Origin of the sequence: Streptomyces sp. NRRL B-24085 (assembly GCF_001282115.1) — a bacterium.
Lineage (GTDB): Bacteria > Actinomycetota > Actinomycetes > Streptomycetales > Streptomycetaceae > Streptomyces.
On sequence record NZ_LJBR01000182.1, the window covers coordinates 1 to 15,835 of the forward strand.

Annotated in this window: 16 protein-coding genes; 11 read left to right on the forward strand and 5 right to left on the reverse strand. The window is 72.8% G+C overall.

The features are described 5' to 3' along the window. Window positions 1-122: 122 nt before the first annotated feature. The 5 genes from AOJ26_RS20790 to AOJ26_RS20810 all read left to right on the forward strand — a co-directional run bounded on the left by AOJ26_RS20790 (window position 123) and on the right by AOJ26_RS20810 (window position 4,051). Complete coding sequence (locus AOJ26_RS20790) at window positions 123-785, forward strand: class I SAM-dependent methyltransferase (protein WP_053849837.1); 663 nt, start codon at window positions 123-125, stop codon at window positions 783-785. 10 nt (window positions 786-795) lie between these two features. Next, window positions 796-1,695: an N-acetylmuramoyl-L-alanine amidase gene (locus AOJ26_RS20795; RefSeq protein WP_053849838.1), complete on the forward strand. Its 900-nt coding sequence runs from the start codon at window positions 796-798 to the stop codon at window positions 1,693-1,695. 86 nt (window positions 1,696-1,781) lie between these two features. Then, window positions 1,782-2,606: a DUF5336 domain-containing protein gene (locus AOJ26_RS20800; RefSeq protein WP_053849839.1), complete on the forward strand. Its 825-nt coding sequence runs from the start codon at window positions 1,782-1,784 to the stop codon at window positions 2,604-2,606. Between the two features lie 100 nt (window positions 2,607-2,706). Next, window positions 2,707-3,717 carry an LLM class F420-dependent oxidoreductase gene (locus AOJ26_RS20805; protein ID WP_053849840.1) on the forward strand — a complete coding sequence of 337 codons (1,011 nt, stop codon included), beginning with the start codon at window positions 2,707-2,709 and terminating at the stop codon, window positions 3,715-3,717. Window positions 3,718-3,757: 40 nt separating this feature from the next. Continuing rightward, window positions 3,758-4,051, forward strand: a complete 294-nt coding sequence (locus AOJ26_RS20810) for a hypothetical protein (RefSeq protein WP_028807437.1) — start codon at window positions 3,758-3,760, stop codon at window positions 4,049-4,051. Window positions 4,052-4,147: 96 nt separating this feature from the next. Here the strand turns inward: AOJ26_RS20810 and AOJ26_RS20815 are convergent, their stop codons facing one another. Genes AOJ26_RS20815 through AOJ26_RS20825 form a run of 3 tightly spaced genes read right to left on the reverse strand, consistent with a single transcriptional unit; the run spans window position 4,148 to window position 7,802 of the window. After that, window positions 4,148-5,218: a prenyltransferase/squalene oxidase repeat-containing protein gene (locus tag AOJ26_RS20815; RefSeq protein WP_053849841.1), complete on the reverse strand. Its 1,071-nt coding sequence runs from the start codon at window positions 5,216-5,218 to the stop codon at window positions 4,148-4,150. After that, the gene (locus AOJ26_RS20820) at window positions 5,215-5,958 is read right to left on the reverse strand and encodes a class I SAM-dependent methyltransferase (protein WP_053849842.1); all 744 of its coding nucleotides are present in this window, start codon (window positions 5,956-5,958) and stop codon (window positions 5,215-5,217) included. Before AOJ26_RS20820 ends, AOJ26_RS20815 begins: the two co-directional genes overlap by 4 nt. Further along, window positions 5,952-7,802 (reverse strand): glycosyltransferase, encoded by a 1,851-nt coding sequence (locus AOJ26_RS20825; RefSeq protein WP_053849843.1) that lies wholly within the window; start codon window positions 7,800-7,802, stop codon window positions 5,952-5,954. The genes AOJ26_RS20820 and AOJ26_RS20825 overlap by 7 nt, the downstream gene beginning before the upstream one ends. 182 nt (window positions 7,803-7,984) lie before the next feature. Here AOJ26_RS20825 and AOJ26_RS20830 point away from each other — a divergent pair, with 182 nt between their 5' ends. Next, the gene (locus tag AOJ26_RS20830) at window positions 7,985-8,665 is read left to right on the forward strand and encodes a TetR family transcriptional regulator (RefSeq protein WP_053849844.1); all 681 of its coding nucleotides are present in this window, start codon (window positions 7,985-7,987) and stop codon (window positions 8,663-8,665) included. Window positions 8,666-8,731: 66 nt separating this feature from the next. Here AOJ26_RS20830 and AOJ26_RS20835 read toward each other — a convergent pair whose 3' ends face one another. Beyond that, on the reverse strand, window positions 8,732-8,965 hold the full coding sequence (locus AOJ26_RS20835) for a ferredoxin (protein WP_053849845.1): 234 nt from the start codon (window positions 8,963-8,965) through the stop codon (window positions 8,732-8,734). 6 nt (window positions 8,966-8,971) lie between these two features. Continuing rightward, complete coding sequence (locus tag AOJ26_RS20840; protein WP_053849846.1) at window positions 8,972-10,429, reverse strand: aldehyde dehydrogenase; 1,458 nt, start codon at window positions 10,427-10,429, stop codon at window positions 8,972-8,974. 168 nt (window positions 10,430-10,597) lie between these two features. Here AOJ26_RS20840 and AOJ26_RS20845 point away from each other — a divergent pair, with 168 nt between their 5' ends. From AOJ26_RS20845 to AOJ26_RS20865, 5 genes are all read left to right on the forward strand, one after another. Beyond that, window positions 10,598-11,623 carry an MBL fold metallo-hydrolase gene (locus AOJ26_RS20845; RefSeq protein WP_053849847.1) on the forward strand — a complete coding sequence of 342 codons (1,026 nt, stop codon included), beginning with the start codon at window positions 10,598-10,600 and terminating at the stop codon, window positions 11,621-11,623. Window positions 11,624-11,960: 337 nt separating this feature from the next. Further along, on the forward strand, window positions 11,961-13,142 hold the full coding sequence (locus AOJ26_RS20850; RefSeq protein WP_053849848.1) for a prenyltransferase/squalene oxidase repeat-containing protein: 1,182 nt from the start codon (window positions 11,961-11,963) through the stop codon (window positions 13,140-13,142). Next, a complete protein-coding gene (locus tag AOJ26_RS20855) occupies window positions 13,139-13,771 on the forward strand; it encodes an SCO2322 family protein (RefSeq protein ID WP_053849849.1) in 633 nt (210 codons plus the stop codon). Before AOJ26_RS20850 ends, AOJ26_RS20855 begins: the two co-directional genes overlap by 4 nt. Continuing rightward, on the forward strand, window positions 13,761-14,852 hold the full coding sequence (locus AOJ26_RS20860; RefSeq protein WP_053849850.1) for a CbiQ family ECF transporter T component: 1,092 nt from the start codon (window positions 13,761-13,763) through the stop codon (window positions 14,850-14,852). Before AOJ26_RS20855 ends, AOJ26_RS20860 begins: the two co-directional genes overlap by 11 nt. After that, window positions 14,849-15,835, forward strand: a 987-nt coding sequence (locus AOJ26_RS20865) for an ABC transporter ATP-binding protein (RefSeq protein WP_234358626.1), incomplete at its 3' end; no start/stop codon positions are given. The genes AOJ26_RS20860 and AOJ26_RS20865, both read left to right, overlap by 4 nt.

Below are 15,835 nucleotides of genomic sequence, written 5' to 3' on the forward strand. Positions count from 1 at the left end.
ACCGCCCTCCTCAGCCTCCGCCCCGGCCGTCCCCCCCACCTTCACAGGACCGAGCCGCCCGTCACCCCGCCTCGACCGTCCCCTTAGGCTTCCCGTGCCGGACGACTGGAAGGAACACCCCCATGGCCGTGGCCCCCAAGCCCGAGATTCTCGCTGCCTTCGAGGCTGCCAAGGGGTTCATGCCCCTGGGGGAGGGGCTGGCGCTCTACGGGGCCGCGCTGGAGGCCGGGCGGCTCGGGCTGCCGTTGCTGGAGGTCGGTACGTACTGCGGCCGGTCCGCGATCCTGCTCGGGGACGCGGCCCGCGAGGCCGGCGTGGTCGCGCTGACCGTCGACCACCACCGGGGCAGCGAGGAGCAGCAGCCGGGGTGGGAGTACCACGACCCGCAGACCGTGGACCCCGAGCTCGGGGTGATGGACACGCTGCCGACCTTCCGCAGGACGCTGTACCGGGCCGGGCTGGAGGAGCACGTGGTCGCCCTGGTCGGGCGGTCGCCGCAGATCGCGAAGGTCTGGGGCTCCCCGCTCGGCCTGGTCTTCGTCGACGGCGGTCACACCGACGAGCACGCGAACGCCGACTACGAGGGCTGGGCCCCCCATGTGGCCGAGGGCGGGCTGCTCGTCATCCACGACGTGTTCCCCGAGCCGGAGGACGAGTTCACCGGCCAGGCGCCCTACCGGATCTACCTGCGGGCCCTCGCCTCCGGCGCCTTCACCGAGATCTCCGCGACCGACTCGCTGCGGGTGCTGCGGCGGACGCGGGCGGTGACCCCGGAGCGGGGTTAGAGTCGCAGACGTGTCGTACGCAGGCCCTGAATTCGGTTCCCCCCGGCCCCGCCGTCCCCGTCGCCCTTTGACGGTCGCCCTCGCCGTGCTCGTGCCGGGCGCGCTGCTCGGGTGGCTGGTGTACGAGGGAGTGGGCGGGGCGGCCGACGGCAACGGGACGCCCGCCGCGGCGAGTCCGCGGGCGAGCGCACCGCCGGCCGCCTCCTCCACCACCGCCGAGGACAAGAAGCCCCTCTCCTCGCTCCAGGGCAAGGTCGTCGTCATCGACCCGGGGCACAACGTCACCAACTTCCGGCACACGGCCGAGATCAACCGCAAGGTCGACATCGGCACCAACCGCAAGGAGTGCGACACCACGGGGACGTCCACCGACTCCGGTTACGCGGAGGCGGAGTTCACCCTCGACGTCGCCCACCGGCTGCGCACCCTGCTGGAGGGGAAGGGCGCGACGGTGAAGCTGACGCAGGACGGCGACCGGCCCTACGGCCCCTGCGTGGACGAGCGCGCCAGGATCGGCAACAGCGCGAAGGCCGACGCGGTGGTGTCGATCCACGCGGACGGCGCCGGCGCGGGGCAGCGCGGCTACCACGTGATCCTCCCGGGCCGCGTCCACCAGGGCATCGCCGACACCCGCCGGATCGTCGCGCCCTCCGCCGAACTCGGCGAGCTGGTCGCGCACGACTTCGGCCGCGTGACGGGCACCGCCCCCTCCAACTACATCGGCGACGGCACCGGCCTGGACACCCGCACCGACCTGGGCGGCCTCAACCTGTCAAAGGTTCCCAAGGTGTTCATCGAATGCGGCAACATGCGCGACAGCGAGGACGCGGCCCTGCTCACCAGCGGGGCCTGGCGCCAGAAGGCCGCGCAAGGAATCTCTGAGGGAATCGTGAGTTTCCTGCGCGGGTGACGGTCGGCGCGTGGATCCCGTCGTACGCTCCGGCCGCCCGGACGATAGGGTCTACCGACGACGAGACGACCTACGAAGGACTTGAAGTGAATATCCGCTCCCTCACTCGAGGCGACGGCGTGGTGATCGGTGCAGCGGTGTTGCTGTTCATCGCGTCGTTCCTCGATCTGTACTCGGTCGACGGAGCCCCCGACGACGCCGACCTCCCCAGCGCCTGGGCGAGCGGTCCGGTCGTGATGGGGGTTGTGCTCGCGGGCATCATCGGCGCCGCCCTCGTCGTCGTGTCGCGCGGCATGCAACTGCCCAAGCCGGCGGGCCTCGACCTCGGCCAGGTCGGCATCGCCTTCACGATCTTCGCCGCGTGGAGCGCCCTCGGCAACGTCTTCGATCCGCTGAGCGCCGCGGACTACGGCTCCAGTTCGGACACCGTCAGCGCCGGCATCGGCCTGATCCTCGCTCTCGTCGCCACCTTGGTCATGGCCGCGGCCGCCGTCGCCACGCCCCTCGTCCCCGCCCTGCAGGCCGGTCTCGTCCCGGCCCCCAAGCCGCCCCAGCCGCAGCCCTACGGCGCCCAGCCGCCCGGTGGTTACGGTTACCCGGGCGCCCAGCAGCCGGGCCAGCAGGGGCAGCCCTACGGCGGTCAGCCGCAGCCGGGGCAGCCCTTCGGGGCGCAGCCGCAGCAGCAGCCGTCGGCCCCGCAGCCGCCGGCGGCGGAGTTCTCGCCGTTCTGGTTCGCCGTGCCGGTGCCGCGCCCGCTGTTCGCGGAGGACGGTTCGCCGACGCCGATCGCCGAACTCGCCCCGGGCACCTGGTACCTGGCGGTCGAGCAGCGGGGTCCGGGTCTGGTCGCCCAGACGCAGGACGGCCGTCGTGGTGTGCTCCAGGACACGAGCGGCATCCAGCGCGGCTGAGCCCTTCGAGGTCGTAGGACGGCCCCTCGCCCTTCCGGGCGGGGGGCCGTTGCCGTACATTCACGAGCGGCCCTGATCTGACGTGTCGTCAGGAGGCGTTGTGCGACTCGGCCTTGCGCTCGGTTACTGGGGCCGCGGCCCCTCCCCCGGCCATGTGCCGCTGGCCCAGGAGGCGGAGCGGCTCGGCTACGACTCGGTGTGGACGGCCGAGTCGTGGGGGTCGGACGCGTTCACCCCGCTCACCTGGATCGCGGCACAGACCTCAACGATCAAGCTGGGTACGGCGGTTGCCCAGATGGCGGCCCGTTCGCCCACCACGACCGCCATGCACGCCCTGACCCTGGACCATCTCTCCGGCGGCCGGGTCATGCTGGGGCTCGGCCTGTCCGGGCCGCAGGTCGTCGAGGGCTGGTACGGCCGGCCGTTCCCCAAGTCGCCGCTGACCGCGACCCGGGAGTACGTCGACGTCGTACGGCAGGTGCTGCGGCGGGCGGCGCCGGTCGAGGTGGACGGCCGTTTCCACTCCCACCCCTACCGGGGTCCGGACGGCACCGGGCTCGGCAAGGCGCTGAAGCCGATCACCCATCCCCTGCGCGCAGATCTGCCGCTCCTGCTGGGCGCCGAGGGGCCGAAGAACATCGCCCAGACGACCCGGATCGCCGACGGCTGGCTGCCGTTGTACTGGTCGCCGGACCGGCCCGAGGTGTACGAGGCCTCGCTCGCCGAGGCGCCGAAGAGCTTCCTCGTCGCACCCATGGCCCAGGTGCGGGTCTGCGACGACGTGGCCGAGGGGCTGCTGCCGGTCAAGACGATGCTCGGCTTCTACATCGGCGGAATGGGCCACGCGGCGCGCAACTTCCACGCCGATCTGATGGCCCGTATGGGATACGAGGAACAGGCACGCACAATCCAGCGGTTGTTCCTCGAAGGCCGTCGTGAGGAGGCGGTGCTGGCCGTGCCGGATGCGTTCGCCGACGAGATCTCCCTGGTCGGCCCGCGTCAACGCATCGCCGAGAAGCTGGAGTCGTGGCGCAAGGGGCCGGTGACGGACCTGCTGGCGCTGGCTCCGGACCGGGAGTCGCTGCGGGTGCTGGCGGAGCTCAACGCGTGACACCAGGTTTCGCCCGAGAATTCGCGGCCATTCGAACACCATGTCCACTCATACGCGCCGTGGTGCCAACTCAGCCGGGACGGTCATAGCGGTCGTCGCCGACATCATGGCCCTCATCCTGGGCCTGTGGATCCTGATGTACCTGCTGGACGCCAACCGTGCGAACGACTTCGTGCAGTTCATCCACGATGCCGCACGCTGGCTGGCCGGCTGGTCCTACGACCTGTTCACGTTCGACGAGGCCTGGGCCCGAGTCGTGGCCGGCTACGGCCTCGCAGCGGTGGTCTACCTGTTCGTGGGCCACGCCATCGCCAACAGGGCTCATCGTCACTGAGCGCTCCGCTGGGGGTGCCGTGATCGTCTGCGGCGCCCTCGTGGCCGGTCGCGCGGTTCCCCGCGCCCCTTCGGGGCGCCACCGAACCGCGCGATCTCAGGCGCAGCAGTCCGGGTCCAGCCCGACCGGCAGATGGTCCCCGCTGAACACCGCGCACGTGGCCTCATGGCCGCCCAATGCCGCGACGGCCAGCAGCAGCGACCCCGCCGTCCACGTGGTGAGCTCGCGGGGCCACACCGCGCCGTCATCGAACACGTAGCCGGTCCAGTACAGTCCACTGTCCGGGTCCCGCAGGTGCTGGATCGACTGGAGGATCTCCAGGGCCCGGTCGGACTCGCCCGTGACCCACAGGGCCAGCGCGAGTTCGGCCGACTCCCCGCCCGTCACCCACGGGTTGGGGACGACACAGCGCACCCCGAGGCCGGGCACGACGAACCGCTCCCAGCCCTCCTCGATACGGGACTTGGCCTCCGCACCGGTCACCGCCCCGCCGAGGACCGGGTAGTACCAGTCCATGGAGTAGCGGTCCTTGTCGAGGAAGCGCTCGGGGTGCCGGCGGATCGCGTGCCGCAGCGCGCCGACCGCCAACTCCCAGTCGGGCTGCGCCTCTTCACGCTGTTCGGCGATCGCCAGCGCGCACCGCAGCGCGTGGTGGATGGAGGAGGACCCGGTGAGGAGTCCGTCGGTGACGGGCCTGCCGTCGTCCTCCCGCTTCCACCCGATCTGCCCGCCGGGCTGCTGGAGCCCGAGCACGAACTCCATCGCGGCGTACACCGTCGGCCACATCCGGTCGAGGAAGGTGTCGTCGCCGGTGGACAGGTAGTGGTGCCAGACCCCTACGGCTATGTAGGCGACGAAGTTGGTCTCGCGCCCGCGGTCGGTGACCTCGGCGAAGTGCCCGTCCTGGTACGCGGCGTACCAGGATCCGTCCTCGTTCTGGTGGCGTGCGAGCCACTCGTAGGCGCGCTCGGCCGCCTCGTGCTCGCCCGCCGCGTCCAGGGCCATGGCGGCCTCGGTGTGGTCCCAGGGGTCGAGGTGGTGGCCGCGGAACCACGGGATCGCCCCGTCCTCCCGCTGCACGGCCAGGATCCCGGCGACGGTCGCGGCGGCCTGCTCGGCGGTCAGCACCCCCGGCAGGACCAGGTGTTCGGTACGCGGAGTCGTCACCGCGCGTCCACGGAGGACACGGCGGGCAGGTGCGGCTTGGTCGCGTACGCCACGAAGCTCTTGCCGATCAGGGGGTTCAGGGCCTGCTCGGCGACCCTCGTCGCCAGCGGTTTCTTCATGATGTCCCAGACCAGGAGCTTGTGGTACGCCTTCACCGGCAGCGCCTTGTCGTTGTCGACGCCGAAGGCGCACTTCAGCCACCAGTACGGGGAGTGCAGTGCGTGGGCGTGGTGCGTGCCGTAGGGCTTGAGCCCGGCTTCCCGTATCTTCGCGAGGAGTTCGTCCGCCTTGTAGATGCGGATGTGGCCGCCCTCGACCTCGTGGTAGGCGTCGGACAGGGCCCAGCAGACCTTCTCGGGGCCGTAGCGCGGGACGGTGATCGCGATCCGGCCGCCGGGCTTGAGCACCCGGACCATCTCGGCGAGGACGCCCTTGTCGTCGGGGATGTGCTCCATCACCTCGGAGATGATCACGACGTCGAAGGACTCGTCGGGGAAGGGCAGGGCCAGGGCGTCGCCCTCCATGGCCGTCGCGGTGGCGCCCTCGGGGACCTCCCCGGCCTCCTTCATCGCCGCGAACCACTTGGCGACCTCGCGGATCTCGTCCGCGTTCTGGTCCAGGGCCACGACCTGCGCGCCGCGCCGGTAGCACTCGAAGGCGTGCCGGCCGGCCCCGCAGCCGAGGTCCAGGACGCGGTCGCCCGGGGCGAGCGGGAACCGGGAGAAGTCGACGGTCAGCACGTGGCCCTGCTTTCGGGATAGACACCGGTGTCAGTGGTGGAGGCTGCGGGGGCAGCGGTCTTGGAGGAGGCGGCGGACACGGCGCTGTTCGAGTCGGCGGGTCCGGCGACGGGGCCTGCGGCACCGCCCTCCCCCACCACGGGTCCCGCGGCCCGCCCGCGATCCGCGACGACCGGGCGGCCGTGGTCCGGGGCCGAGGAGTGGCCGTGGTCCGTAGCCGCCGAGTCGGCCGGCTCCGCCGCCTGGCGGGCCGGAGCCGCGGAGCGCGCGTTACCCGGTAGGACCGAAGGGCCGTGGTCGGCAGCCGCCGAGTCGGCCGACTCCACCGCCTGGCGGGCCGGAGCCGCGGAGCGCGCGTGGCCCGGTAGGACCGAAGGGCCGTGGTCGGCAGCCGCCGAGTCGGCCGCATCTGCCGCCGGGCGGGCCTGGGTGGTCGCACCGTCGTGGCCCGGAGCACCCGTGCGGGCCGGGGGCGTCGGACCTGTGTGGCCCACAAGCCCTGGGCGGCGTGGGGCCGTTGTCGAGCGGGACGTGGTGTCCGGCCCGGCGGTGGCCATCGCCTCGCGGTATCTGGCCACCGTGCCCTCGGCGGCGCGGGCCCAGGTGAAGCGGGCGAGCACGCGTTCGCGTCCTGCCGCCCCGAGGCGGGCCCGCAGGTCCGGGTCGCCCAGGAGACGGCCGAGCGCCACGGCGAGGGCGCCGGAGTCTCCCGGGGGTACCGCGAGGCAGGTCTCGCCGTCGCGGCCGGCGACCTCGGGGATCGCGCCGCCCGTCGTGGCGACCAGCGGGGTGCCGGTCGCCATGGCCTCGGCGGCCGGCAGGGAGAAGCCCTCGTAGAGCGAGGGCACGCAGGCGACCTCCGCCGAGCGGACCAGGTCGACCAGTTCGGCGTCCGAGATGCCCTTGACGAAGTCGACGGCGCCTTCGAGTCCGTAGCGCTCGATCGCGCCGGCGACCGGGCCCTCCGTGGGCCGCTTGCCCACGACGACGACATGGGCCCCGGGGTGTTCCGTGCGCACCTTCGCGAGCGCCTCGACGAGGAAGACCAGGCCCTTGAGGGGGACGTCCGCGCTGGAGGTCGTGACGATCCGGCCGGGGACGACGGGGACCGAGGGATCCGGCGAGAACTGGTCCGTGTCGGCGCCGATGTGGACGACGTGGATGCGGTCGTCGCGCACGCCCAGGTGGTCGACGATCTCCTGGCGGGAGGTGCCGGAGACGGTGAGGACCGACGGGAGGCGGCGGGCCACCCTCTTCTGCATGCGGGTGAACGCGTACCAGCGGCGCTTGGACAGCCGCTGCTGCCAGCCCTCGGCCGCGTCCAGCTCCAACTGCCGGTCCACGGTGATGGGGTGGTGGATGGTCGTCACCAGCGGCGCGCCGACGTCGCCCAACAGGCCGTAGCCGAGCGTCTGGTTGTCGTGGACCACGTCGAACTCGCCGCTGCGGGCCCGGAGATGGCGTCGGGCCCGCAGGGAGAAGGTGAGCGGCTCGGGGAAGCCGCCGGTCCACATCGTGGCGACTTCCAGCGCGTCGATCCAGTCCCGGAACTCGTCGCGTTTCGGGGTGCGGAAGGGGTCCGGGGAACGGTAGAGGTCCAGGCTCGGCAGCTCGGTCAGGCTCAGACCGTCGTAGCCCGGGTCGAGGACCGGGTACGGCTGGGAGCCGATGACCTCGACGCGGTGGCCGAGACGGGCCAGTTCACGCGAGAGGTGGCGTACGTAGACGCCCTGGCCGCCACAGAACGGGTTCCCTTTGTACGTGAGGAGCGCGATACGGAGCGGTCGCTCGCCGTCTGCGGCCGGGTCCTCGGAGGGCCCGGCCTGACTGGCCTCAGCGGTCACTCTGGGCCCCCTTCTGCCTGCACTGTCCCGCGAGATTACGACGAGACGGTAATCTAGAACAAGTTTCAGACTTGATCGTTCAGGAGGCTCCGAATCTACCGGCAGGTAGGGGTCCTGTGAGCGGTGGATCAGGTGATTCACGCCACGAACGCCGAGAGCACGCCGTGGCCCGGCGCCCTGCCATGCTGTGTGATCGCGAGCCCTCACGGACTGTCACGGAAGCCAAGGTGGACAAGGTGGCCAAGCCGGCCGGAGTGGAAGCCAGTACCGCACGATCCGACGCGCCACCGCTGACCGAGCGGCAGGAGGCGCGGCGCCGGCGCATCCTGCACGCGAGTGCGCAGCTCGCGAGCCGGGGCGGGTTCGACGCGGTGCAGATGCGGGAGGTCGCGGAGTCCTCGCAGGTGGCGCTCGGCACCCTCTACCGCTACTTCCCCTCCAAGATCCACCTGCTGGTGGCCACCATGCAGGACCAGTTGGAGCACATGCACGGCACGCTCCGCAAGAAGCCGCCGCAGGGCGAGACGGCGGCCGAGCGGGTCGCGGAGACCCTGATGCGGGCCTTCCGGGCGCTCCAGCGCGAGCCCCACCTGGCCGACGCGATGGTCCGCGCGCTGACCTTCGCGGACCGCAGTGTGAGCCCGGAGGTCGACCAGGTCTCCCACCAGACCACGCTGATCATCCTGGACGCCATGGGCCTCGCCGACCCGACGCCCGAGCAGCTCTCCGCGGTCCGCGTCATCGAGCACACCTGGCACTCGGCCCTGATCACCTGGCTCTCGGGGCGGGCCTCCATCGCCCAGGTGAAGATCGACATCGAGACGGTGTGCCGCCTGATCGACCTGACGGAACCCGGGTCCTGAACGGACCCGGGGGCCCGGCCGGAACCCCGGTCGACCGGGGCTCCGACCGCCTCCTCCCCCGGCCCGCTACTCCTCCGGCGGGAACACCGGCTCACCGCTTCCCAGCAGGGTGATCGTGATGGCCTCGACCGGGCAGTTCTCCGCCGCCGCCAGGATCCTCTCGTTGGCGTCGGTGTCCGGGTCGGCCGGGTGGGACTGGCGGGCGGTGTCCAGGCGGAAGCCGTCGGGTGCGGTGTGCACGCACTGCGCCGAGCCTATGCACAGGGAGCGGTCGACCTCGACGTGCCAGCGGTCCCCCATCGTCCGTCATCCCTCCCAGCCCGCCGGCAGGTGGATCATCTTGTGCTCCAGGTACTCGCCGTACCCCTCCGGCCCGAACTCCCGCCCCAGGCCGCTGTTCTTGTAGCCGCCGAAGGGGCCGAGCATGTCGAGGCTGAAGGTGTTGACGGAGTAGGTGCCGGTACGGACCTGCCGCGCGACCTCGATGCCGCGCTCGACGTCGGCCGTCCACACGCTGCCGGAGAGGCCGTAGTCCGAGTCGTTGGCGATCTTCACGGCCTCGGACTCGTCGCCGTAGGGCAGCAGGCAGATCACCGGGCCGAAGATCTCCTCCCGGGCGATGCGCATCGAGTTGTCGACGTCCCCGAAGAGTGTCGGCTCGACGTACCAGCCGCGGTCCAGGCCGGCCGGACGGCCGCCGCCGGTGAGGATCTTGGCGCCCTCCTCCTGGCCGATCCTGATGTAGTCGAGGTTGCGGCGCTGCTGGCGTTCGGCGACCAGCGGGCCGACCTGGGTCGCGGGGTCGAGCGGGTCGCCGACGACCAGGGAACTCGCCGCCGCGGCAAGGGCTTCGGCGAACTCGTCGTAGCGGGAGCGGGGCAGCAGGATGCGGGTCTGGGCCACACAGGCCTGTCCGTTGTTCATCCAGGCGGACGGGACGATCCCGGCGACGGCCGCCTCCACGTCCGCGTCCGGCAGGACGACCGCGGCCGACTTCCCGCCCAACTCCAGTGTCACACGGGTGAGGTTGCGGGCGGCGACCTCCATCACGCGCTTGCCCGCGCCCACCGAACCGGTGAAGGAGACCTTGTCGATCCCGGGGTGCCCGACCAGGTACTCGCTCACCTCGCGGTCGGCGGGGAGGATGGACAGCACGCCCTCCGGCAGTCCGGCCTCCCGGGTGATCTCGGCCAGGAGGTAGGAGTCCAGCGGCGACTCGGGCGACGGCTTGAGCACCGCCGTGCAGCCGGTGAGCAGCGCGGGCGCGAGCTTGGCGGCGGCGACGAACTGCGGGACGTTCCAGGGCACCACGGCGGCCACCACCCCGACCGGCTCGCGGCACACGAGGATGCGGCCGAGGACTCCGTCGCGCCGCTCCTCGTAGGTGAAGTTCCGGGCGACCGTGATCGCCGAGTCCCAGACCATCATGGCGCCGAGGGCCTGCGCGAGCACGCTCCAGGAGTACGGCGAGCCGTTCTCGGAGGAGATCACGCGGGCGATCTCCTCGTGCCGTACCGCGATGGCGTCCTTGATCCTGGTGACGACCTGGATGCGCTCGTCGAGTGTCATCCGCGGCCAGGGGCCCTCGTCGAAGGCGGTGCGGGCGGCGGCGACGGCCGCGTCCACGTCCGCCCGGGACGCGTGCGGCACCCGGCCGATGACCTCCTGGGTGTGCGGGGAGATCACCTCGATGACGTCCTCGCCCAGGGGGTCGGTCAACTCCCCGCCGATGAACAGCTGTCCGTGTTCCACGAGCTCGGTCATGGCGAACGCCTCCCAGGGGCGGCTTGCTGACGAACCATCAGATACGGAACTGATACCAGTTCCCCTCCGAGGAGTCCACGGGCCGTGCGCCGCATGCATTGGTGACCTCGGGCTACCGTCGAAACCCGTTCTAGTTATAGTGGCCGGAACGCGGTGATTGGGGAACTCATGGCGCAGGTGCACGACCATGGCGGCGGCGTACGGTCCGTGCGGGTGCCCATCCCCGACAACCCCCTCGGCCACACGCTCGTCTACGTCGTCGACACCGACCGGGGTCCGGTGCTGGTGGACACCGGCTGGGACGACCCGGCCTCCTGGGACACCCTCGCCGAAGGGCTGACCGCGTGCGGGACCGGCGTCGGCGAGATCCACGGTGTCGTCATCACCCACCACCACCCCGACCACCACGGCCTCTCCGGGCAGGTGCGCGAGGTCTCCGGCGCCTGGATCGCGATGCACGCGGCGGACTCCGCGATCGTGCGGCGCACCCGGGAGACCCGGGCCGAGCGCTGGTTCACCTACATGACGGCCAAGCTGGTGGCCGCGGGCGCCCCCGAGGAACACGTGGCCCCCCTGCGCACCGCCCGCCGTCGCGAACTGCCCGGCTTCTCCCCCGCGTTGCCCGACCGCGAGATCGTCCCCGGTGAACTGCTCGACCTGCCCGGCCGCAGACTCCGGGCGATCTGGACGCCCGGACACACCCCGGGCCATGTGTGCCTGCACCTGGAGGAGGAGCACCCGGCCCGGCTCCGCGGCCACGGACGCCTGTTCTCCGGCGACCACCTGCTGCCCGAGATCACCCCGCACATCGGCCTGTACGAGGACCCCGACGACGCCACCGTGACCGACCCCCTCGGCGACTACCTCGACTCCCTGGAGCGGATCGGCCGCCTCGCCCCCGCCGAGGTCCTCCCCGCCCACCAGCACGTCTTCACCGACGCGAGCGCCCGGGTCCGGGAACTGCTCGCCCACCACGAGGAACGCCTCACCGACCTGCGCTCCCTGCTCGCCGACCCCCTCACCCCCTGGCAGCTCGCCGAGCGCATGGAGTGGAACCGGCCCTGGGAGCAGATCCCGTACGGGTCGAGGAACATCGCGGTCTCGGAGGCCGAGGCGCATCTGCGGCGGCTGGTGAAGCTGGGGCGGGCGGAGGCGGTGCCGGGGAGCGATCCGGTGACGTACGTGGCGGTCTGAGGCACGCCGGCCGGGCCCCCTGCCGCACGCAGAGGCGGCTTCCGGGCGCTTCCCTACGGGCGAGTAAAGTGGCCGGGTCGTCATCACACCCGTACGGGGAAAAGCCGGTGCAATTCCGGCGCTGACCCTCCCCCAGTGCCGGAAAGGCCTGGGAGGTGCCCCCACCCGCGAACCGCCCCCAGGGCGGTGAGCCGGACCGCCCCGCACGGTTCGTGACCGGCTCACGCGCATCGGCGACCGGCCGGTGCGGGCACCGTCGAGGTACACGGAGCCGAGCCGCCCGGGGGGTCCTCCCGTGCTGCCCGGCTCTCCGCAGGGAGAAGGGCATCCGCCGATCATGAACGTCCGCCGCAGCGCCGCCGTCCTGGCCGCCACCGTCGTGATCGGCACGGCCGCACCCGCCGTCGCCGCCTCACCGTCCCCCTCGCCGTCCCTGCCCGCCGGGCTGTACGGCAGCGGCGACCCCACCTACGACGGGGTCTGGCGGCAGTCGTTCGCGCTCATCGCCCTGCACCGAACGCACGTGGAGCCCGCGGCCGCGGCCGTCGACTGGCTGGCCGGGCAGCAGTGCGCGAGCGGGGCGTTCCCGGCGTTCCGGGCGAACCCGGCCAAGTCCTGCGACGCCAAGATGATGGTCGACACCAACAGCACGGCCGCGGCCGCCCAGGCCCTGTCCGCGGTCGGCGGGCACGGCGCCGCGGTCACGAAGGCGGTGAACTGGCTGAAGTCCGTCCAGAACAAGGACGGCGGCTGGGGCTTCGCCCCCGGCGGGGCCAGCGACGCCAACTCGACGTCCGTGGTCATCGGCGCGCTCGCCACCCAGGACGTCCCCGTCCCGAAGGTCCGCGCGGGCGCGAAGTCGCCCTACGACGCCCTGCTGAAGCTGTCTCTGCCGTGTGCCGACGGAGGCGCGTTCGCCTACCAGCCGGACAAGAAGGGCAAGCTCCGTGCCAACGCGGACGCCACGGCTGCGGCTGTCGTCGCCGCGCACGGAACCGGACCGCTGACGGCGAAGGCCGGCACCCCGGGCGAGAGCACCTGCGCCGACGCACCGGACCTCACCCCCGCGAGGGCCGCGGCCAACGGAGCCTCCTTCCTCGCCGAGCAGGTTGCGAAGGACGGCCACCTGAAGTCCGCCCTCCCCGGTGCCGGGGACCAGCCCGACTACGGCAACACGGCGGACGCGGTCGTCGCACTCGCCGTGCAGGGCGGTCCCGAGGCCGCACGGGGGCCCCTGGCATGGCTGGAGCGGTACTCCGCGAAGTGGGCCCGGCAGAACGGCCCGGCGGCCTACGCCCAGCTGATCCTCGCCGCCGAGGCGGCCGGCGCCGACCCGAGCGACTTCGGCGGCACCGACCTGGTGAAGCAGCTGGCCGCGACGGGACCGGCGCCGGAATCCGCGTCCCAGGACGAGGACGACTCCGGCCCCTCCGTGTGGTGGACGGTCGGCGCGGGTCTCGCCGCCGGCGCGGGCATCGGCTTCCTGCTCAGCAGCCGCAACAAGAGGAAGCAGCCGTGACCCGCCGGACGGTCCTCCTCTCCCTGCTGACCGGCCTCCTCCTGGCCGGCGTGAGTCCGGCCCACGCCACCGGCTACCGCTACTGGTCCTTCTGGGACCGCACCGGGACGGCCTGGGCCTACGCCACCCAGGGCCCCTCGACCGCGGTCCCCTCCGACGGAGACGTCCAGGGCTTCCGCTTCGCCGTGAGCGAGGACTCGGCGGACGCCGACAAGCCCCGCGGGACGGCGTCGTTCACGGCGATCTGCGCGCACACGCCCGCGCGGGACGGCCGTAAGCGCGTGGCCCTGGTCCTCGACTTCGGCACGGCCGCGGACGCCCCGTCCGGCGAGACGCCCCCGGCGGGCCGCACCGCGTGCGCGTCGGTGCCCCGGGACGCGACCACGGCAGAGGCCCTGGCATCGGTCGCCGAACCCCTCCGCTACAACGCGAACGCCCTGTTGTGCGCGGTCTCGGGGTATCCGAGGACGGGGTGCGGGGAGCCGGTGGCGAAGAAGAAGGGGACCGGTGCGAGGAAGAGCGCGTCGGACCCCGGCCCGTCCGTGGGCCTGTTCGCCGGGGTGGGAGCCGTCGCGGTCCTGGGAGCGGCGGCGGTGTGGCAGACGAGGCGGCGCAGGAATGCCCCGTAGTTCACCCGTCCCGTCCGCGCCCCTGCACCCCGGCGCCTGGTGGCTCTGGTCCCTCTCCCTCGGGATCGCGGCCACCCGCACCACCAACCCGCTCCTGCTCGCCCTCCTCGTCGTCGTCTCCGCCTACGTGGTGGCGACCTGCCGCCGCGCGACCCCCTGGTCCCACTCGTACGCCGCGTTCCTGAAGCTCGCCCTCGCCGTCCTCCTCGTCCGGCTCCTCTTCACGATCGTGCTCGGCTCCCCGGTCCCGGGCACGCATGTGCTCGTCACCCTGCCCGAACTCCCCCTGCCCGACTGGGCCCAGGGCATCCGCCTGGGCGGCCGGGTCACCGCGGAGTCCCTGGTCTTCGCCCTCTACGACGGCCTCAAACTGGCCACCCTCCTGGTCTGCGTGGGCGCGGCCAACGCCCTCGCCAACCCGCACCGGCTCCTCAAGTCCCTCCCCGGCGCCCTCTACGAACTCGGCGTGGCCGTGGTCGTGGCCCTGACCTTCGCCCCGCACCTCGTCGCCGACGTCCAGCGCCTGCGGGCCGCCCGCCGACTCCGCGGCCGCCCGGACACCGGCCTGCGCGGTCTCCTCCAGGTCGGACTCCCGGTCCTGGAGGGCGCGTTGGAGCGCTCGGTCGCCATCGCCGCGGCGATGGACGCCCGCGGCTACGGCCGCACAGCCGAGGTCCCGCCCGCGGTCCGCCGTACGACCACCGCGCTCACCCTCGGCGGTCTGCTCGGGGTGTGCGCGGGAACCTACGGACTGCTCACCGCCGAGGGCGGCACGTACGGCGTCCCCGTGCTCCTCGCCGGTCTCGCCGCCGCGCTCGCGGGTCTGCGTCTGGGCGGCCGCCGCACCCCGCGCACCCGTTACCGGCCGGACCGCTGGACCGCCCGGTCCCTGCTGGTCGCCGGTTCCGGCGCGGCCGTCGCGGCCGTGATGTTCCTCGCGAGCGCCGCCGACCCGGGCGCCCTGCACCCCGGTGTGGTGCCGCTCATCGCCCCCGCCCTTCCGCTGCGGCCGGCCGCGGCGGTCCTCCTGGGCCTGCTGCCGGCCTTCCTCGCCCCCGCCCCCAAGGAGCCGTCGCCGTGATCCGCTTCGAGAACGTCTCCGTGACGTACGACGGGGCGTCCGAACCCACCGTCCGTGGCGTCGACCTGGAGGTGCCCGAGGGTGAACTCGTGCTGCTGGTCGGCCCGTCGGGGGTCGGCAAGTCCACGATCCTCGGCGCGGTCAGCGGGCTCGTCCCGCACTTCACCGGCGGCACCCTGCGCGGCCGGGTCATGGTGGCCGGCCGCGACACCCGCACCCACAAGCCGCGCGAACTGGCCGACGTGGTCGGCACGGTGGGGCAGGACCCGCTGTCCCACTTCGTGACGGACACCGTGGAGGACGAACTCGCCTACGGCATGGAGTCGTTGGGCCTGCCGCCGGCGGTGATGCGACGCCGGGTGGAGGAGACCCTGGACCTGCTGGGCCTGGCTCCGCTGCGGGACCGGCCCCTCGTCACCCTCTCCGGCGGCCAGCAGCAGCGCGTGGCGATCGGCTCGGTCCTCACCCCGCACCCCCGGGTGCTGGTCCTGGACGAACCGACCTCGGCGCTGGACCCCGCGGCGGCGGAGGAGGTGCTGGCCGTCCTCCAGCGCCTGGTCCACGACCTCGGCACCACGGTCCTGATGGCCGAACACCGCCTGGAACGCGTCGTCCAGTACGCCGACCAGGTGGCCCTGCTGCCGGCCCCCGGACAGACACCGGTCCTCGGCACCCCGGCCGACATCATGGCCGTGTCCCCGGTGTACCCGCCGGTGGTGGACCTGGGCCGGCTGGCGGGCTGGGACCCGCTGCCCCTGACGGTGCGGGACGCGCGGCGCAGAGCGGGCGACCTCAGGGAGCGGCTGGCCGGGCAGGCACCGGAGGGGAACGCACCCGCGGTCGCCGACGCGGGGACGCCCCGAGAGAACGCACCCGCGGTCGCCGACGGCGAGACGCCCCCACAGGGGCCGCCCGCACCCGACCACGAGAGCGAGACGGGTGGTGCGGGCGGCACCCACGGAACACCCCGCCGAAGGCGGGTG

Excerpts from the sequence above, each read along its gene's own strand:
- AOJ26_RS20850 (WP_053849848.1), top strand. The coding sequence starts at position 11,961 with ATGAACGTCCGCCGCAGCGCCGCCGTCCTGGCCGCCACCGTCGTGATC.
- AOJ26_RS20845 (WP_053849847.1), top strand. The coding sequence starts at position 10,598 with ATGGCGCAGGTGCACGACCATGGCGGCGGCGTACGGTCCGTGCGGGTG.
- AOJ26_RS20860 (WP_053849850.1), top strand. The coding sequence starts at position 13,761 with ATGCCCCGTAGTTCACCCGTCCCGTCCGCGCCCCTGCACCCCGGCGCC.
- AOJ26_RS20830 (WP_053849844.1), top strand. The coding sequence starts at position 7,985 with ATGCTGTGTGATCGCGAGCCCTCACGGACTGTCACGGAAGCCAAGGTG.
- AOJ26_RS20790 (WP_053849837.1), top strand. The coding sequence starts at position 123 with ATGGCCGTGGCCCCCAAGCCCGAGATTCTCGCTGCCTTCGAGGCTGCC.
- AOJ26_RS20835 (WP_053849845.1), bottom strand. The coding sequence starts at position 8,965 with ATGGGGGACCGCTGGCACGTCGAGGTCGACCGCTCCCTGTGCATAGGC.
- AOJ26_RS20810 (WP_028807437.1), top strand. The coding sequence starts at position 3,758 with ATGTCCACTCATACGCGCCGTGGTGCCAACTCAGCCGGGACGGTCATA.
- AOJ26_RS20840 (WP_053849846.1), bottom strand. The coding sequence starts at position 10,429 with ATGACCGAGCTCGTGGAACACGGACAGCTGTTCATCGGCGGGGAGTTG.